We start from the raw sequence: 24693 nt of genomic DNA, 5'->3' as shown, positions 1-24693 counted from the left end.
ACGACCGGCGACACTCGCGCCCACCGATCAGGCCGGCGGGAAGAATCCCAGACGAATCACCCTGCCGCCCAACTGGAATGCGGTGACGTAGGTGGGTCCGCCACTCGCGCAGCAGAACGGGTCGTCGGCGCGCAGCCAGCGATACTTCACGGTGACGTGGTCACGCGTCCAATCGGCGATGGAGGTGTAGGAGTACGGCCTCGGATCGACGGTGCCGAGGAAACGGCCGTGGTGGAAGAGCAGGACGCGCGACTGGTAGGTGGCGTCGCCGACCCCATTGCCGTTGACCAGCATCCAGTCGAGGTTGCAGCCGCGGGAGAGGGGATTGGTGCTCGCGCTGTGAGGTTCCCAACTCCCGCCGTTGACGTCTCGGCCGATCTTGGTGAGCGAGTCACGGGCGAGGGCCGAGTTGAGGTCGAAACACAGCCCGTGCCCACTGCCGGGCGGGGCGGCCGCGGCGTCGCCGGCCCCGAGGGCGGTGGCCGAGAGTGAGCCGGCGAGCACGCCGGCCACCGCGAGGCACAGGACGAGGAGTCGCCGGAGTCCGGTCGGCGGTCGGGTGGACGGAGAGCGTCGAGCAGAGGTCATGATGTGGCCTTCCTGGTGGTGGTGTCAGGTCCCGACCTCGAGAGCGATGTCCCGTAGTGGCCTGTTCGCGAATTTCGCCGGTCTCGTTAGCCAGGCGTAGCCGTTGTCATTCGGGTGCGGTACCCCGGCGGCTCGCCGCGCGCTCGACCGAACACCGACAGGGGCGGCCCCCGGCGTCGTTCGCTCTCGGCGTAGCGCGGCGCCGCGCATCGTGGAACATGCTGATGTGCAGGGCAGTTGTACCGCGCAGACCCCCGTCGACGTGTGCATGACGTTGACTTCTGGTGGGCGTTAACTGCAGGTGCACACCGCACGACCTCTAGAGTGGAAGCAAGCTGGTCGTCGTGTACCCCGACACCATCGCAGTTGTCGCCTCGCATCGGTCACCGCCCGCGGTTTCCGATCACCGGGACAACCACGACGGCCGGGGCGAAAGCGAAATGAGGGAGAACAATGTTCGAACGGTTCACCGACCGCGCTCGGCGGGTTGTCGTGCTCGCCCAAGAAGAGGCGCGGATGCTCAACCACAACTACATCGGCACCGAGCACATTCTGCTCGGCCTGATCCACGAGGGCGAAGGCGTCGCCGCCAAGGCCCTCGAATCGCTCGGCATCTCCCTGGAAGGTGTCCGTAGTCAGGTCGAGGAGATCATCGGTCAGGGCCAGCAGGCGCCGTCGGGGCACATCCCGTTCACCCCGCGCGCCAAGAAGGTCCTCGAGCTCTCGCTACGTGAGGCGCTGCAGCTCGGCCACAATTACATCGGCACCGAGCACATCCTCCTCGGCCTCATCCGCGAGGGTGAGGGCGTCGCCGCACAGGTGCTCGTCAAGCTGGGCGCCGACCTCAACCGGGTGCGCCAGCAGGTCATCCAGCTGCTGTCTGGTTACCAGGGCAAGGAGCCGCAGGAGGCCGGCACGGGTGGCCGGTCAAGCGAGTCCGGCACCCCGTCGACGTCGCTGGTTCTCGACCAGTTCGGCAGGAATCTGACCGCCGCTGCCAGCGAGGGCAAACTCGACCCCGTCATCGGCCGCGAAAAGGAGATCGAGCGGGTCATGCAGGTGCTGTCCCGCCGCACTAAGAACAACCCGGTGCTGATCGGCGAGCCCGGCGTCGGCAAGACCGCGGTCGTGGAGGGCCTCGCGCAGGCGATCGTCAACGGCAAGGTGCCCGAGACGCTCAAGGACAAGCAGCTCTACACCCTCGACCTCGGATCCTTGGTGGCGGGCAGCCGCTATCGCGGCGACTTCGAGGAACGACTCAAGAAGGTCCTCAAGGAGATCAACACCCGCGGCGACATCATCCTGTTCATCGACGAGCTGCATACGCTCGTCGGTGCCGGTGCGGCCGAGGGTGCGATCGACGCCGCCAGCATCCTCAAGCCGAAGCTGGCTCGCGGCGAGCTGCAGACCATCGGCGCCACGACCCTCGACGAGTACCGCAAGTACATCGAGAAGGACGCCGCCCTCGAGCGCCGGTTCCAGCCGGTGCAGGTCGGTGAGCCGTCGGTGGAGCACACCATCGAGATCCTCAAGGGTCTGCGTGACCGCTACGAGAGCCACCACCGCGTGTCCATCACCGACGGTGCGCTCGTCGCCGCGGCCACTTTGGCCGACCGCTACATCAACGACCGGTTCCTGCCGGACAAGGCGATCGACCTGATCGACGAGGCCGGCGCGCGGATGCGCATCCGCCGGATGACCGCACCGCCGGACCTGCGCGAGTTCGACGAGCGCATCGCCGACGCCCGCAAGGAGAAGGAAAGTGCGATCGACGCGCAGGACTTCGAGAAGGCCGCCGGCCTGCGCGACAAGGAGAAGCAACTCGTCGCCGAGCGCGCCGAACGTGAAAAGCAGTGGCGTAGTGGTGATCTGGATGTCGTGGCGGAGGTTGACGACGAGCAGATCGCCGAGGTGCTGGGCAACTGGACCGGTATCCCGGTGTTCAAGCTCACCGAGGAGGAGACCACGCGTCTGCTCCGCATGGAGGACGAGCTGCACAAGCGGATCATCGGCCAGGAGGATGCGGTCAAGGCCGTCTCCAAGGCGATCCGTCGTACCCGCGCGGGTCTGAAGGACCCCAAGCGCCCGTCCGGTTCGTTCATCTTCGCCGGCCCGTCCGGTGTGGGTAAGACCGAGCTGTCCAAGGCGCTCGCGAACTTCCTGTTCGGCGAGGACGACGCCCTGATTCAGATCGACATGGGCGAATTCCACGACCGCTTCACCGCGTCGCGCCTGTTCGGTGCCCCTCCCGGCTACGTCGGCTACGAAGAGGGCGGCCAGCTCACCGAGAAGGTGCGCCGCAAGCCGTTCTCGGTGGTCCTGTTCGACGAGATCGAGAAGGCTCACTCGGAGATCTACAACACCCTGTTGCAGGTTCTCGAGGACGGTCGACTGACCGATGGTCAGGGTCGCACGGTCGACTTCAAAAATACGGTGCTGATCTTCACCTCGAACCTCGGCACCTCCGACATCTCGAAGGCCGTGGGACTGGGCTTCAGCAAGGGTGCCGACTCGAAGTCGAACTACGAGCGGATGAAGCTCAAGGTCAACGACGAGCTGAAGAAGCACTTCCGCCCGGAGTTCCTGAACCGTATCGACGACGTCATCGTCTTCCACCAGCTGACGAAGGACGAGATCATCGAGATGGTCGATCTGATGATCAACCGCGTCGAGACGCAGCTCAAGAACAAGGACATGGCGATCGAGCTCACCGATCGGGCCAAGTCGTTGCTGGCCAAGCGCGGCTTCGACCCGGTGCTCGGCGCCCGTCCCCTGCGCCGCACGATCCAGCGCGAGATCGAGGATCAATTGAGCGAGAAGATCCTGTTCAACGAACTGGCGCCGGGACAGATCGTGCTGGTCGACGTCGACAACTGGGACGGCGAAGGCGAGGGCGAGGATGCCACCTTCACCTTCACCGGCTCGCAGAAGCCGCGCGAGGTGCCCGACGCCCCGGTCGAGCTGAGCAAGGCAGGTGACGCCGGCAGCGAGAGTTGATCGGCCCGCCTGCCAACACCTACGACGCCCGTCGACTCCTTCTGTGGAGCGGCGGGCGTCGGCATCACCGCCGAGGGCTGTGGGTGCGGGGGCCGAACCCGGAGTGTGGTCATCATGAGGACACCGCCACAATGGTGATCGGCGCAACATCAGGTGCGTCGTCGTATATCACCGAGCGGAGGCGTCACACCGTGAGCACCGAAACAGCAACGCAGGGTCACACCGAAGCGGCCCCCGAACCGGTCATCACGGTCACCCGGCACGACGAGATCGCCGTCATCACCCTGAACCGCCCGGATCGGCTCAATGCGTTCACCTTCGAGATGGGTGAGCAGATCCAGGCGGCCTTCGACGAGACCGACGCCGACGACTCGGTGCGTGCGGTGGTCATCACCGGCGCCGGCCGGGCGTTCTGTGCCGGCGCCGACCTCGCCGCTGGCGCAACCACATTCGTGCTCGAGGAGAAGGACCCCGGTGAGGTACCGCCGGATTCTGGGGGCCGCCTGACGCTGCGGATCTTCGCCTCGCTCAAGCCTGTGGTGATGGCGATCAATGGCCCGTCCGCGGGCGTCGGCGTCACCATGACCCTGCCCGCCGACGCCCGCATCGCCTCGGAGAACGCCCGCTTCGGATTCGTGTTCACCAAGCGTGGACTGGTGCCGGAGGCGGCGTCCACTTGGTTCCTACCGCGCCTGGTAGGACTGCCGACCGCGCTGCGCTGGACGTTGGGGGCGCAGATGGTCGGCGCCGGCGAGGCGCTTGAGGCCGGTCTGGTGCAGCAGGTTGTTGCTCCCGATGAGGTTCTCGACGCGGCGATCGCCGCCGCCAGGGAGATGACGGCGGGCACCGCACCGGTATCGGTCGCGCTGACCCGGCAGTTGCTGTGGCGCATGGCGGGGGCGCCGAGCCCGCTCGACGCCCATCACGCGGACTCCGCGGCGATCTACGCGCGGGGTCGGATGCCCGACGTCGCCGAGGGGGTGACGTCGTTTCTGGAGAAGCGTGATCCGACCTTCATCGATTCGGTGGCGACCGAGCTGCCGGAGATATTCTCCTGAAATCGCCCGAACGCGGCTTTTGTCCACGCCACGTGGGCAATTCAACACGGGGCGTTGACGCTTCCTGTCATCGCGGTGTGTGAAAATGTTCCTTGATGTCTCGAGCACGTTTCGGCCGTGTCGCCACGGCGGTTGCCGCATTGGTCGCCGCCGCCGTCGTCGTACTCTCCGGGAGTGCGAGCGTGCCGTCGGCGGCTGAGTCGACGATGGTGCAGACCGCCGCGCAGCGCCAGCCCGAGACCGCCGCGCAGCGCCAGCCCGAGACCGCCGTCTCGCCTGCCGCCGCACCGCAGAAGTATGTGGCGTTGGGGAGTTCCTATGCCGCAGGCCCGGGCGGGCTGGACTCGGTCGGCAACCGGTGCCTGCGCACCGTGGACAACTATCCGCACCAGGTTGCTCAAGCGCTGAACATGAGCCTGGTCGACGCGACGTGTTCGGGGGCGACGACCGAGAACATCCTGGACCGTCGACAGCGGTTCGTGTCGCAACCCCAGATCGACGCCGTCACCCCCGGTACGGCGTTGGTGACGATCACCACCGGCGGCAACGACATCGGTTACGTGCAGCGCCTGATTGCCATGGGCTGCAAGAACTCTGTCGCCGACCCGGTGAAGGAGATCGCCGAGCGGGTGTGCGGACATGGCCGCCCCATCTCTCCCGAACCCGGATTCGAACAGTATGCCGCCGTCGAGCAGAAGATGATCGAGACGGTGTTCGCCGTTCGGATGCGCGCCCCCGCGGCGCGGATAGTCCTCGTCGACTATCCACCGGTGGTGGTTGCCGGTGGCCCGATCTGTCCCAAACTCGCACTCACGCCGGAGGAGATCGAGTCGACCATCCGGGTGTACGACGCGCTCGCCCAGGTGACCGCCGAAGCCGCGCAGATCTCCGGTGCCGAGCTCGTCACCACCGGTCCGCTCGGCGCCGAGCACACCGTGTGCTCACCCGACCCGTGGCTGCGCGGATTCGAGCTGCCCGTGCCGTACCACCCGGACGCCTCCGGCAAGGCCGGCGTCGCCCGCCTCATCGTCGACGCGTTGCGTCGGTGATGGGCTGACGCGTTGCGTCGGTGATGGGCTGGCGCGTTGCGTCGGTGATGGGCTGACGCGCGCTGCGTCACACCGCTTCTTCGACGTACTCCGCGTCGCGGTGGCGGACCTGGTGCCAATAGACGATCGCCATCGAGAACACCAGAAAGGCGCCGGTTGCGGCGATCAGATTGCCCGCCCACCAGCCGAAGCCGAGGCGGACGATCAGGCCGACGACGATGCCGGCGAGTCCGACGAGCGCGGACCGTCCGGCGTTCTGGTAGCGCCAGTCGATGCGATTGCGTCCGGTGGTGATGAGACTGATCGGGCTGCGTCGCAACGTCTCCACCACGAATACCGTCAACACGACCGTGGCGAGGTACGCCAGGATGACGCGCGGCAGGGCGGGGATGGCTTCGTCGGCGATCTGTGGGAGCAGGGCATAGATCGCCAGGACGTGTGCGAGATAGATGGCGAAGGAGCGATCGGCGGCGGTCTTCATGAACCGGTCGGGGATTGAGCCGGGGTGACGGCGTTCCTGCCAGAGCGTGCCGAGGCCGTACAGGATCACGATGATCGCGATGAACGCCCACATGTTGTGGAGCATGAAGACGTTGGTCGCCCGGAACAGGTCCTCGCCACGGTCGACGATGTAGAGGTAGTAGAGCCAGGTCGCGACGATCACCACGATGCCGACACCGATGAGCTGCCAACGCCACCGTGTGATGAAGGCACCGAAGGCCTCATAGTGCATGGCCGACACGCAGCCCGCGAGGATGAAGAATTGGTAGGGGAAGATCGTCACCACCAGGTGGCTCCAGACCTCGCCCTGGATACCCCACGTGAAGAAGGAGAGGGGTGAGCGCACCATCGCGTACATCATCACCATCTGGAAGATGAAGCTCGCGGCGAGTAGGTAGCGGTGAAAACCCCAGGTGCGCCGAAGAATCCACAGCATCAGCGGGAACACCAGATAGATCTGCATGCTCACCGACAGGAAGTACAGGTGGTAGGCGGCGTTTCCGGTGATGAGGTCGTAGACGATCGATTTCACCGAACGCTCTGCGGCGTCGAGACTGTTCCACGCGTTGACGATCGCGTTGACGCCACCGAAGTGATAGCGGATGTAGAACCAGTAGAACAGGCTCCACATGAGAAAGGGCAGGCCGATCAGCTTGTAACGTCGTTTCCAGAACGGAATCGCCTTGAGCTCGCGGTTGCGGTACTGGTATCCGAGGACGAAGCCGGTCAGGGCGAAGAAGCTGTAGCGGGTGTAGCGGAGGAAGACCTCGACGGCGCCTGCGGCGACACTGGTCGGGGCGGTGACGCTGAGCATCACGTGGTCGAGGATCACCGCACCGAAGGTCACCAGTCGGACGAAGTCGATCTGGTAGAGGTGCTTGTCGCGTGTGGCGGGTTTGGCAGCCGGCTCGGTGCCGGAATCCGTCGGGGAGACGTCGCTTGCGACGGGGACGGTCACCGGATCGGCGTCCGAACGTTTCGCAGACGCCGGGGAACCGGTCGATGGCTGTTCGGTAACGATCGGAAAAACCTCCGTCCAATTCTTCGCACGTCGCAGTGGGTGAGGCTACTCCTGTTGCTGAAAGTTCCGAAGTCGGCCCCGTGCGGCCGTCGGAGCCGTTCACACCGACCGCTCGGAGCGCTGCGGATGCCGCGTGGTGGCCGATGTCACGTGCTTGGATGTCATCGTGACACCAAAACCGCAGGAAGGCGGGGACCTTCACGCGGGAGTTCCCTCCGGAAGTGAGGCCGCGGGTCGAGCGCCGTCACCCTCCGGCAGCATGACATATCCCACTGTCGCCGCGGGACGCAGTCGCAACCGGTCGGTCGGTGCGGCGCTGTTGACCGTGGTGTCGGTGGTGATGGTGTTGTCGACGCTGCTTGCCGGATATCTGCGGTCCGAGTTGCTCGACGCCGACGGCTACGTGGCAATGGTGGCGCCACTGGCATCCGACCCGGTGATCCGGACCGAGGTCACTGATGCTCTCGTGGCGGTTATCGACGATCACGTCGATATCGCGGCACTGAGCACCGAGGCGCTCTCGGCGTTGGCGCCCGGCAGCGGTACTCGACCGGCGCAGGTGCTCTCACCGCTGATCGCGGCGCAACTCGAGTCCTACCTTCACGACACGGTCGAGCGCTTCGTGTCCTCGTCGGCGTTCGCCACCGCGTGGACGACCGCCAATCGTGCCGCGCACACCACCCTCGATCGGCTTCTCGCCGGCGACACCGGAATCGTTGCAATCGATCTGGCTCCGATGGTTGCCCGGATTCGACAGCGATTGATCGACGACGGATTCACCGCCGCCGAGCAGATTCCGGCGATTCATCATCAGCTCGTCCTGTGGCAGTCGGACGCACTGCGCCGCGCTCAACGTGCGGTGTCCGCAGTGGACGCCGCGGCGCTGGTCCTGCCCTGGCTGACCGCGCTGGCGATCGTCGCGACGATCGGTGTCGCTGCTCCGACCCGCCGGTGGCGAGCGGTGATGGGGCTGGGCCTGGGCGTCACCACGGTGATGCTGCTGCTCGCCGTCGCAGTGGTGGTGGCCCGCGGCCGGTATCTCGATGCCGTTCCCGCCGACGTCATCACGCCGGACGTGGCCCGCGCGGTATTCGACACCGTGGTGGCACCACTGCGTACGCGCATCTGGGTGGTCGCCGTCGTCGGTGCCGCGCCCGCGGTGCTCGCCTTCGTCGCCGAGCGTCGCGGGTGGCCGTCAGGTCGTCGATTCCATCCGCGGTAGGTGCGGCGCACGACGGCGATGGATGGCCAGGCCGATGGCCGCGGCGACGAAACACGAGGCAGCGCCGACTGCGAGGCCGGCCCGCGGCCCGGACGCCTCGCTGATCCACCCGATCAGCGGTCCGCCGATCGGCGTCGACCCCAGGAACGCCACCGACCACAACGACATCACCCGGCCACGCATCTGGGGATCCGAATTCAGTTGCAGCGTCGCGTTTCCGGTTGACATGAACGACACGCTGAGCCAGCCGACGAAGAACAGGGCGACGATCGCCATCCACAGGTGCGGGACCGCAGCGGTTACCGCGATGGTGATGCCAAACCCGATGGCGGCCAGGATCAACGTGCGCAAACCGGTGGTGCCGCGCGCGGCCACCAGCAGACCGCCGACGACCGCGCCCACCCCCATCGCCGCCGTCATGAAGCCGAAGGCCTGGGGGCCGCCGTGAAAGGCGTCCTTGGCGGCGGCAGGCAGCGACACCCCGAACTCGTAGGCGAGGGTGCCGACCAATGCCATCATCGTCAGCGGAACCCACAGCACGGGGCGTCCGGCGACGTAGCGGAGCCCTTCGCGCAGTTGGCCTTTGCCGCGTTTGACCGGTGTCTCCTCGGCGATCTCGGCGGTTCGCATCATCAGCAGTGACACCACCACCGCGACGAAGCTGGCCGCGTTGATCGCGAAACACCACCCCGCGCCGACCGTGGCGAGGACCAACCCGGCCACGGCCGGGCCGACCGCCCGCGCCGCGTTGACCATCACCGAGTTCAAGGTGACCGCATTGCGGATCCGGGATTCGCCGACGATCTGGTGGATGAACGCCTGGCGGGAGGGGTTCTCGAACGCGTTGTTCAGTCCGAGCAGCACGGCGAGGACCCCGACCTGCCACACCTGCACCCAACCGCCGAAGGTGAGGATCGCCAGGGCCGCCGCCAGCAGCCCCATCACCGACTGCAGGATGATCATCACCTTGCGACGATCCACGCGATCGGCGATCACCCCCGCGTACGGGCCGAGGACCAGGATCGGTACGGCCTGCAGCGCGACGATCACGCCGAGCACGGTCGGCGAATCGCTGAGGGTCAGGACCACCCAGGCTTGAGCGGTGGCCTGCATCCAGGTGCCGACCAGCGAGAGCGCCTGCCCGCCGAAGAACAGGCGATAGTTACGGATGTGCAGCGAGGCGAACATGCCCTCGCGCTCCCGCGCGGTGCCACCCGCAGTCATTTCATCCACTGTAGGACCCGGCGCCGGCCGCTTCCTGGGAGGGCAATCCGGGAGATCGGCACAGGACCAGGTCGTGACTGTATTCTATATTCTATGGTTGATTCTGCGGCTCCCGCTCCGGCGGCGCGACGCCGACGTCGTCCCCGGTTGTCCGACGAGGTCTCGGAGTACGTCCGTGAGCTCATCGTCTCCGGAGCGCTGCAACCCGGCGAGTTCATCCGCCCGGAGACCGTTGCCGATGAACTGGGGGTCTCGGCCACGCCGGCACGGGAGGGACTACTGTCCTTGCAGAGCGAGGGACTACTGCGGGTCGAACCGCGGCGCGGATTCGTCGTCGCACCCTTGAGTAGCACCGACATCGAGGACGTCTTTGCCGGACAGGCGCTGTTGGCCGGCGAACTCGCCGCCCGCGCCGCCGCTCGTCTCGACGATGCGGACCTGGCCACCCTCGACCGTCTGCAGGCCGCACTCGAGGTGGCCGCCAACGCGAAGGACAACGACGAGGTCGAGCGGCTCAATCACGAATTCCACCGACTGATCTATTCCGCGGCGGGATCGCCCAAGCTGTTGTGGATGATCAAGTCGTCGCTCAATTATGCTCCCCGACGGTTCTTTTCGTCGGTCGACGGCTGGCCGCAAGCATCGGCCGACGATCATCGCGACATCATCGACGCCCTGCGCCGACGCAATGCGGCCGGCGCACGGGCCGCGATGTCGGCGCACATTGGCAAGGCCGGGCGTCTGCTCGCCGAGCATCGGCACGAGTCACGCTGAGTTCTGGCGCCCTGGGGTGCCCGTCCCTTCGGGGTCGAGTGCTGACGCTAGAATCCGTTGTGCGCGTGCGACAACCGGCGGGTCCACCATGTGTCCGCCGACCGCTACCGCCGAGGATTTGGTACCGGCCACCGACACAATCGAACGGGCCCAAGCGATCTCGGCGTCCGACGGTGCCAGGCACGCGTGGACCGTAGCCACCTGGGCGGGATGGATGCAGAGCTTGCCGGTCATGCCGATCCGCGCGGCGTAACTGACGTCGGCGACGAGCTTTTCGGCGTCGCGCAGCGCCGTGGTCACTCCGTCGATGGGGGCGGCGATACCCGCCGCGGCCGACGCCGTGACGAGCATCGAACGCGCATACAGCAGTGCCTCGTGGTCATCGGGGTCGGCACCGATCTCGACGGCGAAGTCGATGGCACCAAAGCCCACTCGGGCGACACCAGGTACCTGCGCGATGGCCGGCGCCGCAAGAATGCCCCGCGCGGTCTCGATGAGCGGCAGGACCGGCGCCGCGGTCGCCTGCGTCACGTGTACCACCTCGTCGGCGCTGCTCGCCTTGGCGGGCATCACCGGTGCGCCGTGCCGGGCCGCGAGTTCCACATCGTCAGCATGCCAGGGTGTTCCGGAGGCATTGATGCGCAGGACGGCGTGCTTACCTGCCGCAAGCCAGCCGGCGATGTGCTCGCGGGCCGCACCCTTGTCCTCCGGGGCGACAGCGTCCTCGAGGTCGATGATCACCACATCGGCACCGGCCGCGGCGGCCTTGTCGAAACGCTCGGGCCGATTACCCGGGACGAACAGGAAGCTGCGCGCGACGCGCAGCGATGCGATGGGATCGGTGGCGTCGATCATGCGAATTCTCCCTTGCCCGAGACGTGAACGGTGCCCTGTCCGGTGACGACGGCGAGCTCTACCGCGCCACCGTCATCGTCCGGGGTGGCCTCGACGCGGAAGCGGTCACCGAGGAACAGCGGACTGCGCAGCCGGAAGCTGAAGGTGCGCAGCGACTTACCATGCGCGTTGGCTAGCTCGGCCATGTAGGTGGCCAGCAACGGTCCGTGGACGACGAGATCAGGGTAGCCTTCGACGCCGGTCGCGTACGGACGGTCGTAGTGGATGCGATGCGCGTTGGAGGTCAGTGCCGAGTACCGGAAGAGCAGCGGCGTGTCGGGTGTCGGCTCCGCGGTCCATGGTGCGGTCGCGTCGGCGAGGTCGGGACTCGGCCGATCGAAGGGCCGCGCGTCGCCGGAATCGCTGCGATACACCAGATCCTGGTCCTCGGTGAGCACAACGGCTCCGCCCTGGCGGTACTCACTGCGGACCGTGACGAAGAGCATGTCGCCGGTGCGCCCGTTCTTCTCGGTCATCGAGGCCACTGACGACACCTTCTCGGTGCGCTCGCCGAGGATCAGTGCCGCCGTGGAGGTGATCCGTGCACCGGCGAACATCCGACGGCGATCCGGGATCGGTGGCAGGAAATGACCGTGGGCGGGGTGACCGTCGGCGCCCAGTTCGGCAGTCGGCGGCCACTCGGAAAAGAAGATCCAGTGCCAGGGCAATCGCAGTGGATCGCCGTCGGCGAGGGTCTCCGATAGTCCGAGCGTGGCGGCCAACCGCGTCGCCTGCGCCGCGTCGAGGGTGTCGACCTGGGTAATCGGACCGGGACGCCAACCGTCGACGTGATCGCTCAGACTCGATCCGGTGGTCCCGGCCATATGCGTTCCTCCGCTGCTCCGACTGCCCCTGTGACACCTCGCACTATGAAACATAGTCTATAGAGTTGGTGCAAGCCGGGACGCTGCCCCTGCCTCGGAAGGTGTCGACCGCTGTCGTGGCGCAGATCATTCACACATGACCGGCGCCACCGCAACCGACAGCCGCGACGACCAACACCGAAGTATTACCGCGTCGCGCGAAATCACATGGTCCGCCTCATCGGCGACCACGAGACCGCGGCTCAGGGGCGGCCCACGGTGCGGCTGTCACCGCGTGACCTGCGGCAACCACTTGCTCGCCAAAGGGGACGCTGACGTCGTCGATCCCGGTGCGCCCGACGCTCACGACCTCACGGGCGTCGTCCCCGTGCTTGAGGCGACCGCGAACGCGGTGTCGGCGAGGAGAAACACATAGCCGCCGTGGGTGATGCCGTGGCCGTTGACCATCTGTGCTCCGATGCGCATCGACATCCGCGCCCGCCCGGCACCGAGCTCGAGGAGCTCGATGCCGAGCGCGCGAGACGCGTTGTCCTCGGCGAACATCCGCCGCGCGATCGCGTGGTCGGTGACCTCGTCGGGAACCGACGTCACGGACGCACCGAGGTCTCGGCGTGGGTGAACATGGTGACCCCACCGGTGGCGAAGTTGGGCACATCACCTGCGGCGGCGGCCATCTCGGGAGACCCCAGGCCGGCCTTCAACGAGTCGTCGTCGGCGAAGTACAGGCTCGCGACCGAGTAGTACGGCGGCTCGGAGCCGTCGAGCGTCGACACCTTGGCGTAGGTGTAGTCGGTCAGGCCCGGGATCGCATTCGCGAGCGGGATGTGTACCCGCTCGTAGTGGTCGTCGAACGCGGCGGGGTCGGTGGGTTGTCCGTAGCAGACGGCAACGCGAACGGTCATGTCGATTACTCCTTTTCGGCTTTGGCGACGAGCGTGAGCACGTCGTAGGTCGCCACCGGGTCGTCGTTCTGGTTGGTGACGACGGCATCCCAGCGCACCTCACCGTAATCGGCGCTCTGGCGTGGCGTGATCTGTTTGGCCGTCAACGTGACGGTGAGGCTGTCCTCGGCTTTGACCGGCGTGAGGAATCGCAATCCGTCGACGCCGAAGTTGGCCAGCACCGGGCCCGGTGCCGGATCGACGAACAGGCCCGCGGCCAGCGACACCACCAGGTATCCGTGGGCGACGATGCCGCCGAAGAGGGGGTTGGCCGCGGCAGCTTCCGGGTCGGTGTGCGCGTAGAAGGTGTCGCCGGTGAATTCGGCGAAGTGGTCGATGTCGGCACGCGTCACCTGACGCGGCCCACCCACGATGGTGTCGCCGATCTGCAACTGCGACAGATTCTTCCGGAACGGATGCACATCGGTCTGCACGCGGTCGGCGCCGCCGACCCAACGCCGTCCGACCGCGGTGAGGATGTTCGGTGTGCCCTGCACCGCGGTGCGCTGCATGTGGTGGAGCACGCCGCGGATGCCGCCGAGTTCCTCCCCGCCGCCCGCGCGGCCGGGGCCGCCGTGCACCAGGACCGGCAGCGGGGAGCCGTGGCCGGTGGATTCGGCGGCATCCTCGGCGTTGAGCACCAGAATCCGACCGTGGTAGGCGGCGATGCCGCGCACGACGGTCGCCGCGACGTCGGTGTCGGCGGTCACCAGCGAGGCCACCAGCGATCCGCGGCCGCGGGCGGCAAGGGCGATGGCGTCGTCGGCGTCGCGGTAGCCGATGACCGTCGACACCGGACCGAAGGCCTCGATGTCGTGGATCTCCGGCGCCCAGCTGTCGGTGGCGCGCAACAGGATCGGCGAGAGAAATGCGCCTGATGAGCGCTCGGCGTCGACGAGCTCGACGTGGTCGGGGTCGCCGAAGACGATGTCTGCCGATTTGGTCAGTCCCCGAAGTGCTTTCAGGACCTCGTCACGCTGCTCGATGCTCGCGAGGGCGCCCATCCGCACGTCGGGGGCGGCGGGATTGCCGACGCGGATCGTGGCCAGTCTCGCCGACGCGGCCTCGACGACGGCATCGACGAGGGGTTCGGGGACCAGGGCGCGGCGAATCGCGGTGCACTTCTGCCCGGCCTTGACGGTCATCTCGGTGACGAGCTGCCGCACGTACAGGTCGAATTCGGGGTCGTCGACGCCCACGTCGGCACCGAGGATCGATGCGTTGAGTGAGTCCGCCTCGGCGGTGAAGTGCAGCCCGGACGCCACCACCGTCGGATGGGCGCGCAGCACGGCTGCGGTGTCGGCCGAGCCGGTGAAGGCCACCGAATCCTGTCCGTCGAGATGGTCGAGCAGATCGCCCGCGCTGCCGCACAGTAGTTGCACCGAGCCCTCGGGTAGGATGCCGCTCTCGACGATGCGGCGGACCACGAGCTCGGTGAGATAGGCAGTGGCACTGGCGGGTTTGACGATCGTGGGCACACCGGCGATGAACGCCGGGGCCAGCTTCTCCAGGAAACCCCACACCGGGAAGTTGAACGCGTTGATCTGCACCGCAACCCCGCGTCGGGAGGTGTAGAGGTGTTGGCCGAGGAAGGTGCCCTTCTTGCCGAGCTGCTCGACCGGTCCGTCGAGATAGACGGTGTCGTCGGGCAATTCCCGTCGGGCCTTGCTCGCATAACTCAGGACGGTCCCGAATCCACCGTCGATGTCGACGGCGGAGTCGCGGTCGGTGGCGCCGGTCGTGCGGGAGAGTTCGTAGAACTCGTCCTTGCCCGCCATCAGGGTGAGGCCGAGTTGTTTGAGCAACCCGGCCCGCTCGTGGAAGGTCAGCGAGGCCAGCGCCTCTCCGCCGACGGTGCGTGCGTACTCGACCATCGCGGCGCGATCGACACCGGTCGCCGAGATCCGCGCCACCTCCGATCCGTCGACCGCGCTGAGCAACGGCGTGCCCTCGTCGGACGCGGCGTACCAGCGTCCTTGTGTCCAGCTTTCCAACAATCGGCTCACAGCCCAGCTCCCTCTACCGTCCATTCGGTCGGTAATTACCTTCGCCGGGACGTTGGTCCCGTGTCAAGGGGTGGCGGTGGTCAGCGCCGGCGGCGCAGTCCGTCGAAGGTCATCGCGACCACGGCGTCGGCGAGTTCGTCGACACCGACCCCGACACGTGGTCGGTACCACTCGATGAGCGAGTTGACCGTGCCGAACAGCAGCCGTGCCACCAGTGCCGGGTCGACCTCCGGGGAGACGTCGCCCTCCTCGGCGGCGCCGATGACGAGGTTGCCGACGAACTCGTCGAACTCACGTCGACGGGCCAGCGCCCGGCGTTCAACGACCGAGTTGCCGCGTACTCGCAGTAGCAGTGTGACGTAGGGGAGTTCGGCGGCCAGGATTTCCACACTGCGTCTGACCAGGTACTCCAGCCGATCGATGTGTCGGCCCTCGGTGGTGCCGGCCTCCGTGGTGGCGGCGAAGAGGGCTCCGAGTGCGCGCCCGAGAGCCAGCTCGAGGAGTTCCTGCTTGCCCGAGACGTGGTGATAGATCGACGACTTGCTGATCCCGAGCCGGTCGGCGAGCACATCCATGCTCGTGCCGTCGTAGCCCTTCTCGTTGAAGACCTTCACCGCGACCGCGAGCAGCGAGTCGAGGTCGTAGCCGGGGCGCCCCGGGCGGCCCGTGCGCTTGGCCGGTTTCGCAGTGGTCATGGATCTCATGATGGCAAAAGGCCCGCGGGACGGTGACCGGGGACGACACGGGGGTTGCAACCGACCAAAAGGTCGGTTATTAATGGAGGGGTCCACAGTGTGAGGAGGGCCAATCATGGCCGGTGCGGTGACCACCGACACACCACCCGTCGATCTCGAGCACGTGGTGATCTCCGACGACGGCGATCGCTACCGCGTCACGCTGAACCGTCCGGAGCGACGCAACGCCATCACCGGCGAGATGATCGCCGAACTGCACCGGGTGTGTGCGATCGTCGAGCGGGCGCCCAAGCCGGTGCTGCTGTGCGGGGCCGGACACAACTTCGCGGGCGGCGCCGACATCGCCCAGCTCGCCCGACGTACCCGCGACGATGCCCTGGCCGGGATCAATCGCACCCTGTTCGACCGGATCGCGGCGCTCGCGCTTCCCACCGTCGCCGTCGTCGAGGGTTACGCGCTCGGTGGCGGTGCCGAACTCGCCTATGCCTGCGATATCCGCATCGCCGCACCGGATGCGGTGTTCGGCAACCCCGAGCCCGCGCTGGGCATCCTCGCCGCGGCAGGCGCGAGCTATCGCCTCCCGCAGCTCGTCGGCACCTCGGTCGCCAAGCAGATCCTGCTTGCCAGCGCGCGACTCGACGCCGAGCAGGCATTGCGGCACGGCCTGGTCATGGAGGTCGCCGACGACCCGTTCGCCGTGGCCGAGACCGTCATCGATCGCATAGTCGCGCAGTCGGCGCTGGCGCTGCGCCTGTCGAAGACCGTCATCGACGCCCCCGGACATCACCCATGGGCCGACGACATCGCACAGGCCGTGCTCTTCGACGGACCCGACAAGACCGAACGCATGTCCGCATTCCTGGAGAAGAAGTCATGAACAGCAGCACTTCTGGCGGCGATCTCCCGGCAACCGTCGGCGTGGTCGGTGGCGGACGGATGGGCGCGGGCATCGCGCAGGTCTTCGCCGAGCGCGGTGTCACGGTGACCATCGCGGACTCGCTCGACCAGGAGGGAGCCCGCAGTCGTGTCGCGACCGGTCTGCAACGCGCCGCGGATCGCGACCTGCTGGGTGGTCGGACACCCGACGAGGTTCTGACACGGGTGCACACCGTCGGTGAACCCCGTGCGCTGCCGACAGATCTCGGCCTTGTCGTGGAGGCGGTTCCCGAGAACGTCGCGCTCAAACTCGACGTTCTCGCGCAGGTCGCCGAGACGGTGGCCGCCACCACCGTCATCGCCTCCAATACGAGTTCCCTGTCGATCTCCGAACTCGGTGCGGCACTGCCCGACCCGTCACGATTCGTCGGCATGCACTTCTTCAATCCGGTGCCGGTCTCCGAACTCGTCGAGATCGTGCGCGCCGGCACCACGGCCCAGAGCACCGTCGATGCGGTCCGCGGATGGGTCGACGCCCTCGGTAAGACGGCGATCGTCGTCAACGACTCCCCGGGATTCGCCACCAGCCGGCTCGGGGTCCACCTGGGCCTCGAGGCCATCCGGATGGTCGAAGAGGGCCTCGCCGACGCCGAATCCATCGACCGCGCCATGGAATTGGGCTATCGGCACCCGATGGGTCCGCTCCGGTCGACCGATCTCGTCGGACTCGACGTGCGGTTGGCCGTCGCCGACCACCTTGCCGCGACCCTCGGGGCGAGGTTCGAACCACCACAACTGCTGCGCGACAAGGTTGCCCGCGGTGAACTCGGTCGCAAGTCCGGCCGTGGCTTCTACGATTGGGAAGGCTGACAGATGACAGTGACACTGGAGATCACCGACGGACTCGCCACCATCACCCTGGCGCGCCCGCGTGCCCACAACGCGCTCGACGTCGAGACCAAGACGGCACTGCGCCAGGCGATCGAGAAGGTCGCGGGTGATCGCACGGTACGTGCGGTCCTGCTGGCGGCCGAGGGCAAGAACTTCTGCGTCGGACAGGATCTCGGCGATCACGTCGCCGAACTGAGGAAGTCGCCCGAGCATGCGATGGACACCGTCGCCGACCACTACAATCCGGTCATCCGGGCGCTCGCGGGCATCGAGGTGCCGGTGATCGCGGCCGTCCGCGGTGCCTGCGTCGGTGCGGGACTCGGGATCGCGCTGACCGCCGACATTCGGATCGCCTCGCAGAATGCCACGTTCGCCACCGCCTTCGCGGGCATCGGCCTGGCGAGCGACTCCGGTCTGTCGCATCATCTGGTCTCCATGCTCGGCAGTAGCCGCGCCACCGGACTGCTGATGCTCGGCGATCGCATCGACGCCGCGCAGGCCCTCGACTGGGGCCTGGTGCATCGTGTCGCCGAGGATGCCGACTTCGATTCCACTGCAGTGGATCTGGCTCGGCGCCTCGCCGACGGTCCCACCGAGGCGTTCCGCCGGATCAAGGACCTCGTCGGGGCCGGCGCCGACGGCCTGAGCGACGCACTGGACCGTGAGTACGACGCACAACGTCACCTCGGGGCGACTGCCGACCACGCCGCGGCCGTCGAGGCATTCCTCGACAAGCGCACGCCCGAGTTCAGCGGTCGCTGAGAAAGCAGGAAAGATGACCGACACCGAGCTACAGCAGCACGTCGAACTTCAGCAGTCGTTCGACGCGACCATCGCCGACGAGGCGCGTATCGAACCCCGTGACTGGATGCCGGAGGGCTATCGCAAGACGCTGATCCGGCAGATCGCCCAGCACGCGCATTCGGAGATCATCGGTATGCAGCCCGAGGGAAACTGGCTGACCAGGGCTCCGTCGTTGCGGCGCAAGGCGATACTGATGGCCAAGGTGCAGGACGAGGCCGGCCACGGCCTCTACCTGTACTCGGCGGCCGAGACACTGGGCGCCGATCGAGCCGACCTCACCGACAAACTCATCTCCGGGCGGCAGAAGTACTCCTCGATCTTCAACTACCCGACGCTGACCTACGCCGACGTCGGGACGATCGGGTGGCTCGTCGACGGCGCGGCCATCTGCAACCAGGTACCGTTGTGCCGCAGCTCCTTCGGGCCGTACGCCCGGGCGATGATCCGTGTGTGCAAGGAGGAGTCCTTCCACCAGCGCCAGGGTTATGAGCTGCTCACCACGATGATGGGTGGCACCGACGAGCAGCGGGCGATGGTGCAGGAATCCGTCGACCGGTTCTGGTGGCCGGCGCTGATGATGTTCGGCCCACCCGATGACCGTTCGCCCAACAGCGAACAGTCGATGGCGTGGGGAATCAAGCGGCACAGCAACGACGAGTTGCGCCAGAAGTTCGTCGACATGAGCGTCCCGCAGGCCGAGGCCCTCGGCGTGAGCTTCCCCGACCCGGATCTGGCGTGGAATGCCGAACGCGGACACTACGACTTCGGCGAACCCGACTGGAGTGAATTCACCGAGGTCGTCAGGGGCAACGGTGCGATGAACGTCGAACGGATCGCAGTCCGCCGCGCCGCGCACGAGGACGGAGCCTGGGTGCGGGATGCGGCAACGGCTTTCGCCGCACGGGAACAGGAGAACCACCGATGAGTGACATCAAAGCAGAATGGCCGCTGTACGAGGTGTTCGTGCGCGGCAAGCGTGGGCTGAACCACGTGCACGTCGGCTCGCTGCACGCCGCCGACGACCAGATGGCCCTGCGGCATGCGCGCGACGTGTACACCCGCCGCAACGAGGGTGTCAGTATCTGGGTGGTGCGCTCGGCCGACATCGTCGCCACCAGTCCGTCGGAGAAGGACCCCTTCTTCGCCCCGAGCGGCGACAAGGTGTACCGGCATCCCACGTTCTACGACATCCCCGACAACGTCCCCCACATGTGAGAGGACGACGACATGACCGATCATGAGAACGCCTACGAGGGCCTCGTCGACGAGGATTCGCACGGCCAGTGGGCCTTCGGCACCAGCTTCGACGATCCGCTCGCCGGCGTCGACACCACCGTCCCCGACGACGTCGACCACGCCGCGCTGGCCGCCTACTGCCTGATGCTCGGCGACGATGCGCTGATCAGTGCCCAGAGACTCGCCCAATGGTGTACCCACGCACCCGAACTTGAGGAAGAGGTGGCGTTGGCGAACATCGGACTCGACCTGCTGGGCGCGGCGCGGCTCCTGCTCGCCCGCGCCGCGGCCGCCGATCCGACTGTGGTACCCCACGTCTCCGAGACCAGGCCGGTGCCCGCCGAAGACGCGCTGGCCTTCTTCCGGGTCGAGTCGTCGTTCCGCAACGTGCATCTCGTCGAGATCGACAACGGCGACTTCGCGGTCTCGCTCGTCCGGCTGCTGGTGTTCTCGACATGGCGACTGGCCGTGTTCGACAGACTGCGCACCTCACGGGACCCGGTACTGGCCGCGGTCGCCGACAAGGGCGTCAAAGAGCTGACCTATCACCGTGATTACGCGGCTCGCTGGGTGGTCACCCTCGGGTGCGGCACGGCGGAGTCACGTCGTCGCCTGCTCGACGCGCTGTCGCGGGTGTGGCCCTACGTCGACGAGCTGTTCGTCCCGACATCCGAGGAAATCGCACTCGCCGCCGTCGGGGTGGCGGTCGATACCGCCCGCGTGCGAGGTGAATTCGATGACATCGTGGGCCAGGTCTGTCACGCTGCCGAGGTCGAGATTCCCGACGGACCGCACATCGGACGGGTCGGCGGCCGTGCCGGACGTGACGGTCTGCACACCGAGCACATGGGATTGCTGCTCGCCGAGATGCAGAGCGTGGCCCGTCGCCATCCCGAAGGGGTGTGGTGAGATGCAGACACTCGCAACCCGATCCGCGCGGGAGATCGTGGAATCGATTCTTGACCCGGAGATGCCGATGGTCACCCTCGCCGACCTCGGGATCATCCGCGAGGTCCGGCTCGACGATCCCGGCGCGGTAACCGTCACGATCACCCCGACCTACTCGGGCTGCCCGGCGATGGCCACGATCCGTGACGACATCACCGCCGCGTTGCAGCGTCACGGATTCGCCGACGTCACGATCCGAACCAGCCTCACCCCGGCGTGGAGCACCGACTGGATCACCGACGAAGGGCGCGCCAAGCTCGTCGAGGCCGGATACTCGCCGCCGGGCGCTGCCCCGCGGCGGCGGTCGGGGCCGATCCCGCTGACGTTGACCGCGCGCCCGCGCGAGGTGGCGTGTCCGCAATGTGGTTCGACTCGCACGCAACTGATCTCGGAGTTCGGCGCCTCCCTGTGCAAGGCGCACTACCAGTGTCTGGCCTGTGCCGAGCCGTTCGATCACGTCAAGGAGATCTGACCGTGACCTCAACCGTCGAGACCACCGCCGTTCCGGTCACCGGTCCGTCGCACAACCGCGACTTCCACAGCCTGACCGTCGCCGACGTCGAATCCCTGTGTGACGACGCCGTCGCCGTCCGGTTCGACGTTCCGCCGGATCTACGGGACACCTTCACCTTTCGGCCCGGACAGTCCCTCACATTGCGGCGCACGGTCGACGGGACCGAACACCGGCGCACCTACTCGATCTGCGCGCCCGCGGGCACTGCTCCGCGCGTGGGTGTTCGCGAGGTGAACGGGGGACTGTTCTCGAGCTGGCTCGTCCATCAGGTGCGGCCCGGCGACCGCATCGAGGTGCAGCCGCCATCGGGATCGTTTCAGGCGAACCCGGATTCGGGTGGGCGGCACCTGTTGATCGCGGCCGGCTCGGGCATCACCCCGATGCTGTCGATCGCTGCGTCGATGCTGGCGACTCCCGACGCCGAGGTGACGCTGATCTACGCCAACCGCAAGACCCGGTCGGTGATGTTCGCCGAGGACATCGCCGATCTCAAGGACGCCCACGGCCCGAGGTTCGACGTGATCCACGTGCTCTCCCGTGAGCCGCGCGAGGCCGAATTGTTCAGCGGGCGACTCGATCGTGATCGTCTTGAGGAGATCCTCACCACCGTCGTACCGACTGGCGACATGGACCACTTCTGGTTGTGTGGCCCGCTCGGAATGGTCGAGGCGGCCGAGGAGGTGCTCCTGGCCCGTGACATCGGCAGGGACCGTATCCACCACGAACTCTTCTACGTCGAGGCCACCCCGCCACCACCGGATCGGCATCGGGAGCCGGGGATCTCGGGACCCACGAGCGAGGTGACCATCGTCCTCGACGGACGTTCGGTTGCCGGATCGCTCTCGCGGGACGAGAGCATCCTCGACGCTGGGGAGAACCTGCGCTCGGACCTGCCGTTCGCCTGCAAGGGCGGGGTGTGTGGAACCTGCCGCGCCAAGATCACCTGTGGGGAGGTCGACATGCGACGCAACTATGCCCTCGAGGAGTCCGAGGTGGCCGCCGGATTCGTCCTCACCTGCCAGTCCTATCCCGTAACCGAGTCCGTGACCGTCGATTTCGACGCCTGACACCGTCCTCCCTCTCACGCCTGGAGTCCACCATGACCAGCACCCTCCCCAGCGCCGCCGGCAGTCCGGAGACCGTCGACATCGAACACGCGAGTCGCGACCGGATCGCCGATCTGCAGCTCTCGCGTCTCAAGTGGTCCTTGCATCACGCCTACGACAACGTCGCGCATTACCGGAACGCCTTCGACGAGAGGGGGGTTCATCCGAGCGATCTGAAGGAACTCTCGGATCTGTCGTTGTTCCCGTTCACGGCGAAAGCCGATCTGCGCGACAACTATCCGTTCGGGATGTTCGCGGTACCGCAGGAGCAGGTGTCGCGGATTCACGCCTCGTCGGGAACGACGGGTCGTCCCACCGTCGTCGGTTATACCGCGAACGATCTGAACAACTGGGCCGATCTGGTGGCCCGCAGCCTGCGGGCGGCTGGGGTTCGGCCGTCGGACAAGGTCCACGTCGCCTACGGCTACGGTCTGTTCACCGGTGGGCTGGGCGCACACTACGGCGCAGAGCGTCTGGGCTGCACGGTGATCCCGATGTCCGGCGGCATGACCGATCGCCAGATCCAGCTGATCGAGGACTTCGCCCCCGATGCCATCATGGTCACGCCGTCGTACATGCTGACCATCGTCGACGCGATGATCGCCAAGGGCATCGATCCGTCGTCGACCTCGTTGCGCGTCGGCGTGTTCGGTGCCGAGCCGTGGACCGAGCAGATGCGGCGTGAACTCGAGACCCAGGTGGGGATGGACGCCGTCGACATCTATGGACTGTCGGAGGTGATGGGGCCCGGTGTCGCGCAGGAATGCGTGGAAACCAAAGACGGACTGCACATCTGGGAGGACCACTTCTATCCCGAGATCGTCGACCCGATGACCGGTGAGGTGCTGCCGGACGGGGAGGAGGGGGAACTCGTCTTCACCTCTCTGACCAAGGAGGCGATGCCGATCATCCGATACCGCACCCGCGATCTGACGCGACTGCTGCCGGGCACCGCGCGTTCGGTGCGACGGATGCAGAAGGTGACCGGACGATGCGACGACATGATCATCCTGCGCGGGGTCAATCTGTTCCCGACGCAGATCGAGGAACTGATCCTCACCGTGCCGGCACTCGCGCCCCAATTCCAGTGCGTCCTCGAACGTCCCGGCCGCATGGACAATCTGACCGTGCGTGTCGAATACCGTCTCGACGCACCGGGTTCGGACTGGCAGACTGCTGCCGATTCGTTGAGAAGGGCCATCAAGAATCGGATCGGGGTTACCGTGGACGTCGAGATCGCCGAGCCCGGGACCCTGCAACGATCGACCGGCAAGGCGAAACGATTGGTCGACAACCGCCCCAAGGATTGATGTCATGAGCACCGCCGCCTCACAGGATCTGGAGTTCGACGTGTGGCGGGAGGCGATCTCGAGTGCCTTCGTGCCGTTGGACGCCGCGCCGCTCGTCGGCGCGCCCACGGCATTCAGCGGCGGCCTCGCCAGCCGGGAACTCGGGGACCTCCAGCTGTCGGAGGTGCTCGGAGAGTCGGCGTGGGTGCGCCGGACCGCATCGACGATCCGCCGGGCCGACCCCGGCGTGATCAAGGTGGCGCTGCAGTTGTCGGGGCATTCGACGGTGTCACAGGCCGGGCGGGAGGCCGAACTCGGACCCGGGGACCTGGCCGTCTACGACACGAGCCGACGTTACGAGCTGGCCCTGGCCGACTCATTCGACATCCTGGTCGCCGTCATCCCGCGGGAGACGTTGCGTATCAATGACTCCGAACTCGACGACGGCGTGGCGCGCACCATCACCTCATGCACCGGTGTGGGCGCTCTGCTGCGCCCGATGCTCTGCGCGCTGCGGGAACAATCGCTGGGCGAGGAGCCGATGGCGCCGCAGGGAATGAGCGCGCAGTCCCTCGTGACCGATGCCGTGGCCGACCTCGTCAGCGCCTGCCTGCGTGCCGCGGTGCCCGACACCGGCATCGGCGCCGGGGAGACGGTACTGATGTCGGCGCGGACGTACATCGAAGGGCACCTCGGTGACCCGTTCCTGACACCGGCAGCCGTTGCGGCTCATCATCATGTGTCGCTGCGCTATCTGCAGAAGCTGTTCGCGCAGGACAGCGACACCGTCGCCGGGTTCATCCGGCGGCTGCGGCTGGAGCGATGCCGCCGCGACCTGGCCGACCCGCTGCAGATCCACCGCAGCGTCGGGGCGATCTGTGCCGCCAACGGTCTCGTCGAGGCCGCCCACTTCTCCCGAATCTTCAGGAGCGCTTACGGCATGAGCCCGCGTCAATACCGCGACTCCCACCTGCCCGCCGCAAGCTGACCCCGTACCCCGCCGGCGTCCCCCTCACCCCGCTGGTCGCGGTGACGATAGGAACTCGGCGACCCTGATCCCGCTGGTCGAGGTGTGACGAGCGCAGCGAGGAGCCTCGAGGCTGCTTGTGCTGCTGATGGTTCCGGTGTGCGGAGGTCCTTTTGCCGGTTGGTGCGGCGGCGGGTTGTGCACACCGATTGTCGGGTTGAGCGGCTTTGTCGGTGGTCATCGTTAGGGTGTGGGTAGTGGTGGTGGT

At 66.9% G+C, this 24693-nt stretch carries 23 protein-coding genes and 1 pseudogene; 15 read left to right on the top strand and 9 right to left on the bottom strand.

Annotated features, from left to right (window positions below; genetic code table 11):
* Positions 1-27: 27 nt before the first annotated feature.
* On the bottom strand, positions 28-588 hold the full coding sequence (locus tag EF294_RS12365; RefSeq protein ID WP_123930211.1) for an LppP/LprE family lipoprotein: 561 nt from the start codon (positions 586-588) through the stop codon (positions 28-30).
* Positions 589-1041: 453 nt separating this feature from the next.
* On the opposite strand from EF294_RS12365, the gene EF294_RS12360 reads away from it, so the two are divergent.
* From EF294_RS12360 to EF294_RS12350, 3 genes are all read left to right on the top strand, one after another.
* On the top strand, positions 1042-3585 hold the full coding sequence (locus EF294_RS12360) for an ATP-dependent Clp protease ATP-binding subunit (protein WP_123930208.1): 2544 nt from the start codon (positions 1042-1044) through the stop codon (positions 3583-3585).
* A 191-nt stretch (positions 3586-3776) separates the two neighbouring features.
* A complete protein-coding gene (locus EF294_RS12355; protein WP_123930204.1) occupies positions 3777-4643 on the top strand; it encodes an enoyl-CoA hydratase-related protein in 867 nt (288 codons plus the stop codon).
* Positions 4644-4738: 95 nt separating this feature from the next.
* Positions 4739-5692, top strand: a complete 954-nt coding sequence (locus tag EF294_RS12350) for an SGNH/GDSL hydrolase family protein (protein ID WP_123930201.1) — start codon at positions 4739-4741, stop codon at positions 5690-5692.
* A 67-nt stretch (positions 5693-5759) separates the two neighbouring features.
* On the opposite strand, the gene EF294_RS12345 is transcribed toward EF294_RS12350, so the two are convergent.
* Entirely contained in the window at positions 5760-7151 is a 1392-nt protein-coding gene (locus EF294_RS12345; RefSeq protein ID WP_123930198.1) for an acyltransferase, read from the bottom strand.
* 322 nt (positions 7152-7473) lie between these two features.
* Between EF294_RS12345 and EF294_RS12340 the strand changes: the two genes are divergently transcribed.
* Positions 7474-8436, top strand: coding sequence for a hypothetical protein (locus EF294_RS12340; protein ID WP_123930195.1), 963 nt, complete (start codon positions 7474-7476; stop codon positions 8434-8436).
* Here EF294_RS12340 and EF294_RS12335 read toward each other — a convergent pair.
* Positions 8410-9660: an MFS transporter gene (locus EF294_RS12335; protein WP_123930192.1), complete on the bottom strand. Its 1251-nt coding sequence runs from the start codon at positions 9658-9660 to the stop codon at positions 8410-8412. The two genes, EF294_RS12340 and EF294_RS12335, sit on opposite strands and share 27 nt — an antisense overlap.
* Before the next feature lie 93 nt (positions 9661-9753).
* Here EF294_RS12335 and EF294_RS12330 point away from each other — a divergent pair, with 93 nt between their 5' ends.
* Positions 9754-10434: a GntR family transcriptional regulator gene (locus tag EF294_RS12330; RefSeq protein ID WP_123930189.1), complete on the top strand. Its 681-nt coding sequence runs from the start codon at positions 9754-9756 to the stop codon at positions 10432-10434.
* On the opposite strand, the gene EF294_RS12325 is transcribed toward EF294_RS12330, so the two are convergent.
* The 6 genes and pseudogenes from EF294_RS12325 to EF294_RS12300 all read right to left on the bottom strand — a co-directional run bounded on the left by EF294_RS12325 (position 10426) and on the right by EF294_RS12300 (position 15794).
* Positions 10426-11289, bottom strand: coding sequence for an HpcH/HpaI aldolase/citrate lyase family protein (locus EF294_RS12325; RefSeq protein ID WP_123930186.1), 864 nt, complete (start codon positions 11287-11289; stop codon positions 10426-10428). The genes EF294_RS12330 and EF294_RS12325 overlap by 9 nt on opposite strands.
* Positions 11286-12152, bottom strand: a complete 867-nt coding sequence (locus EF294_RS12320) for an HTD2 family dehydratase (RefSeq protein WP_123930184.1) — start codon at positions 12150-12152, stop codon at positions 11286-11288. Before EF294_RS12320 ends, EF294_RS12325 begins: the two co-directional genes overlap by 4 nt.
* A 242-nt stretch (positions 12153-12394) precedes the next feature.
* Positions 12395-12695 (bottom strand): annotated as a pseudogene (locus EF294_RS12315) (hotdog fold thioesterase).
* Between the two features lie 44 nt (positions 12696-12739).
* A complete protein-coding gene (locus tag EF294_RS12310; RefSeq protein ID WP_123930180.1) occupies positions 12740-13054 on the bottom strand; it encodes an EthD family reductase in 315 nt (104 codons plus the stop codon).
* Positions 13055-13059: 5 nt separating this feature from the next.
* On the bottom strand, positions 13060-15099 hold the full coding sequence (gene paaZ / locus EF294_RS12305; protein WP_123930178.1) for a phenylacetic acid degradation bifunctional protein PaaZ: 2040 nt from the start codon (positions 15097-15099) through the stop codon (positions 13060-13062).
* An 80-nt stretch (positions 15100-15179) separates the two neighbouring features.
* Complete coding sequence (locus EF294_RS12300; protein WP_123930176.1) at positions 15180-15794, bottom strand: TetR/AcrR family transcriptional regulator; 615 nt, start codon at positions 15792-15794, stop codon at positions 15180-15182.
* Between the two features lie 115 nt (positions 15795-15909).
* Between EF294_RS12300 and EF294_RS12295 the strand changes: the two genes are divergently transcribed.
* From EF294_RS12295 to EF294_RS12250, 10 genes are read left to right on the top strand one after another with little or no spacing between them, the layout of a single operon-like run.
* Entirely contained in the window at positions 15910-16671 is a 762-nt protein-coding gene (locus EF294_RS12295) for an enoyl-CoA hydratase/isomerase family protein (protein WP_123930173.1), read from the top strand.
* Positions 16668-17540 (top strand): 3-hydroxyacyl-CoA dehydrogenase family protein, encoded by an 873-nt coding sequence (locus EF294_RS12290; RefSeq protein WP_123930170.1) that lies wholly within the window; start codon positions 16668-16670, stop codon positions 17538-17540. The genes EF294_RS12295 and EF294_RS12290 overlap by 4 nt, the downstream gene beginning before the upstream one ends.
* 3 nt (positions 17541-17543) lie before the next feature.
* Positions 17544-18323 carry an enoyl-CoA hydratase/isomerase family protein gene (locus EF294_RS12285; protein WP_123930167.1) on the top strand — a complete coding sequence of 260 codons (780 nt, stop codon included), beginning with the start codon at positions 17544-17546 and terminating at the stop codon, positions 18321-18323.
* A gap of 13 nt (positions 18324-18336) precedes the next feature.
* Positions 18337-19290, top strand: coding sequence for a 1,2-phenylacetyl-CoA epoxidase subunit PaaA (gene paaA, locus EF294_RS12280; RefSeq protein ID WP_123930164.1), 954 nt, complete (start codon positions 18337-18339; stop codon positions 19288-19290).
* The gene (gene paaB / locus EF294_RS12275) at positions 19287-19580 is read left to right on the top strand and encodes a 1,2-phenylacetyl-CoA epoxidase subunit PaaB (RefSeq protein WP_006369755.1); all 294 of its coding nucleotides are present in this window, start codon (positions 19287-19289) and stop codon (positions 19578-19580) included. Before paaA ends, paaB begins: the two co-directional genes overlap by 4 nt.
* A 12-nt stretch (positions 19581-19592) precedes the next feature.
* Positions 19593-20510: a 1,2-phenylacetyl-CoA epoxidase subunit PaaC gene (paaC, locus tag EF294_RS12270; protein ID WP_123930161.1), complete on the top strand. Its 918-nt coding sequence runs from the start codon at positions 19593-19595 to the stop codon at positions 20508-20510.
* A gap of 1 nt (position 20511) precedes the next feature.
* Positions 20512-21021, top strand: a complete 510-nt coding sequence (gene paaD / locus EF294_RS12265; RefSeq protein WP_123930158.1) for a 1,2-phenylacetyl-CoA epoxidase subunit PaaD — start codon at positions 20512-20514, stop codon at positions 21019-21021.
* Between the two features lie 2 nt (positions 21022-21023).
* Positions 21024-22130 carry a 1,2-phenylacetyl-CoA epoxidase subunit PaaE gene (paaE, locus tag EF294_RS12260; protein WP_123930155.1) on the top strand — a complete coding sequence of 369 codons (1107 nt, stop codon included), beginning with the start codon at positions 21024-21026 and terminating at the stop codon, positions 22128-22130.
* 32 nt (positions 22131-22162) lie between these two features.
* On the top strand, positions 22163-23479 hold the full coding sequence (gene paaK, locus EF294_RS12255; protein WP_123930153.1) for a phenylacetate--CoA ligase PaaK: 1317 nt from the start codon (positions 22163-22165) through the stop codon (positions 23477-23479).
* 4 nt (positions 23480-23483) lie between these two features.
* Positions 23484-24446, top strand: a complete 963-nt coding sequence (locus tag EF294_RS12250; RefSeq protein ID WP_123930150.1) for an AraC-like ligand-binding domain-containing protein — start codon at positions 23484-23486, stop codon at positions 24444-24446.
* Positions 24447-24693: the final 247 nt, after the last annotated feature.

The sequence above is a fragment of the Gordonia oryzae genome, from assembly GCF_003797185.1.
GTDB classification, from domain to species: Bacteria; Actinomycetota; Actinomycetes; order Mycobacteriales; family Mycobacteriaceae; genus Gordonia; species Gordonia oryzae.
This window is presented reverse-complemented; position numbering and strand designations above follow the sequence as displayed.

Bases quoted from the DNA above. Each gene is read 5' to 3' on its own strand.
- EF294_RS12365 (WP_123930211.1), bottom strand. From the start codon at position 588: ATGACCTCTGCTCGACGCTCTCCGTCCACCCGACCGCCGACCGGACTC.
- EF294_RS12360 (WP_123930208.1), top strand. From the start codon at position 1,042: ATGTTCGAACGGTTCACCGACCGCGCTCGGCGGGTTGTCGTGCTCGCC.
- EF294_RS12350 (WP_123930201.1), top strand. From the start codon at position 4,739: ATGTCTCGAGCACGTTTCGGCCGTGTCGCCACGGCGGTTGCCGCATTG.
- EF294_RS12340 (WP_123930195.1), top strand. From the start codon at position 7,474: ATGACATATCCCACTGTCGCCGCGGGACGCAGTCGCAACCGGTCGGTC.
- EF294_RS12335 (WP_123930192.1), bottom strand. From the start codon at position 9,660: ATGACTGCGGGTGGCACCGCGCGGGAGCGCGAGGGCATGTTCGCCTCG.
- EF294_RS12330 (WP_123930189.1), top strand. From the start codon at position 9,754: ATGGTTGATTCTGCGGCTCCCGCTCCGGCGGCGCGACGCCGACGTCGT.
- EF294_RS12325 (WP_123930186.1), bottom strand. From the start codon at position 11,289: ATGATCGACGCCACCGATCCCATCGCATCGCTGCGCGTCGCGCGCAGC.
- EF294_RS12320 (WP_123930184.1), bottom strand. From the start codon at position 12,152: ATGGCCGGGACCACCGGATCGAGTCTGAGCGATCACGTCGACGGTTGG.
- EF294_RS12310 (WP_123930180.1), bottom strand. From the start codon at position 13,054: ATGACCGTTCGCGTTGCCGTCTGCTACGGACAACCCACCGACCCCGCC.
- EF294_RS12300 (WP_123930176.1), bottom strand. From the start codon at position 15,794: ATGACCACTGCGAAACCGGCCAAGCGCACGGGCCGCCCGGGGCGCCCC.
- EF294_RS12295 (WP_123930173.1), top strand. From the start codon at position 15,910: ATGGCCGGTGCGGTGACCACCGACACACCACCCGTCGATCTCGAGCAC.
- EF294_RS12290 (WP_123930170.1), top strand. From the start codon at position 16,668: ATGAACAGCAGCACTTCTGGCGGCGATCTCCCGGCAACCGTCGGCGTG.
- EF294_RS12285 (WP_123930167.1), top strand. From the start codon at position 17,544: ATGACAGTGACACTGGAGATCACCGACGGACTCGCCACCATCACCCTG.
- paaA (WP_123930164.1), top strand. From the start codon at position 18,337: ATGACCGACACCGAGCTACAGCAGCACGTCGAACTTCAGCAGTCGTTC.
- paaB (WP_006369755.1), top strand. From the start codon at position 19,287: ATGAGTGACATCAAAGCAGAATGGCCGCTGTACGAGGTGTTCGTGCGC.
- paaC (WP_123930161.1), top strand. From the start codon at position 19,593: ATGACCGATCATGAGAACGCCTACGAGGGCCTCGTCGACGAGGATTCG.
- paaD (WP_123930158.1), top strand. From the start codon at position 20,512: ATGCAGACACTCGCAACCCGATCCGCGCGGGAGATCGTGGAATCGATT.
- paaK (WP_123930153.1), top strand. From the start codon at position 22,163: ATGACCAGCACCCTCCCCAGCGCCGCCGGCAGTCCGGAGACCGTCGAC.
- EF294_RS12250 (WP_123930150.1), top strand. From the start codon at position 23,484: ATGAGCACCGCCGCCTCACAGGATCTGGAGTTCGACGTGTGGCGGGAG.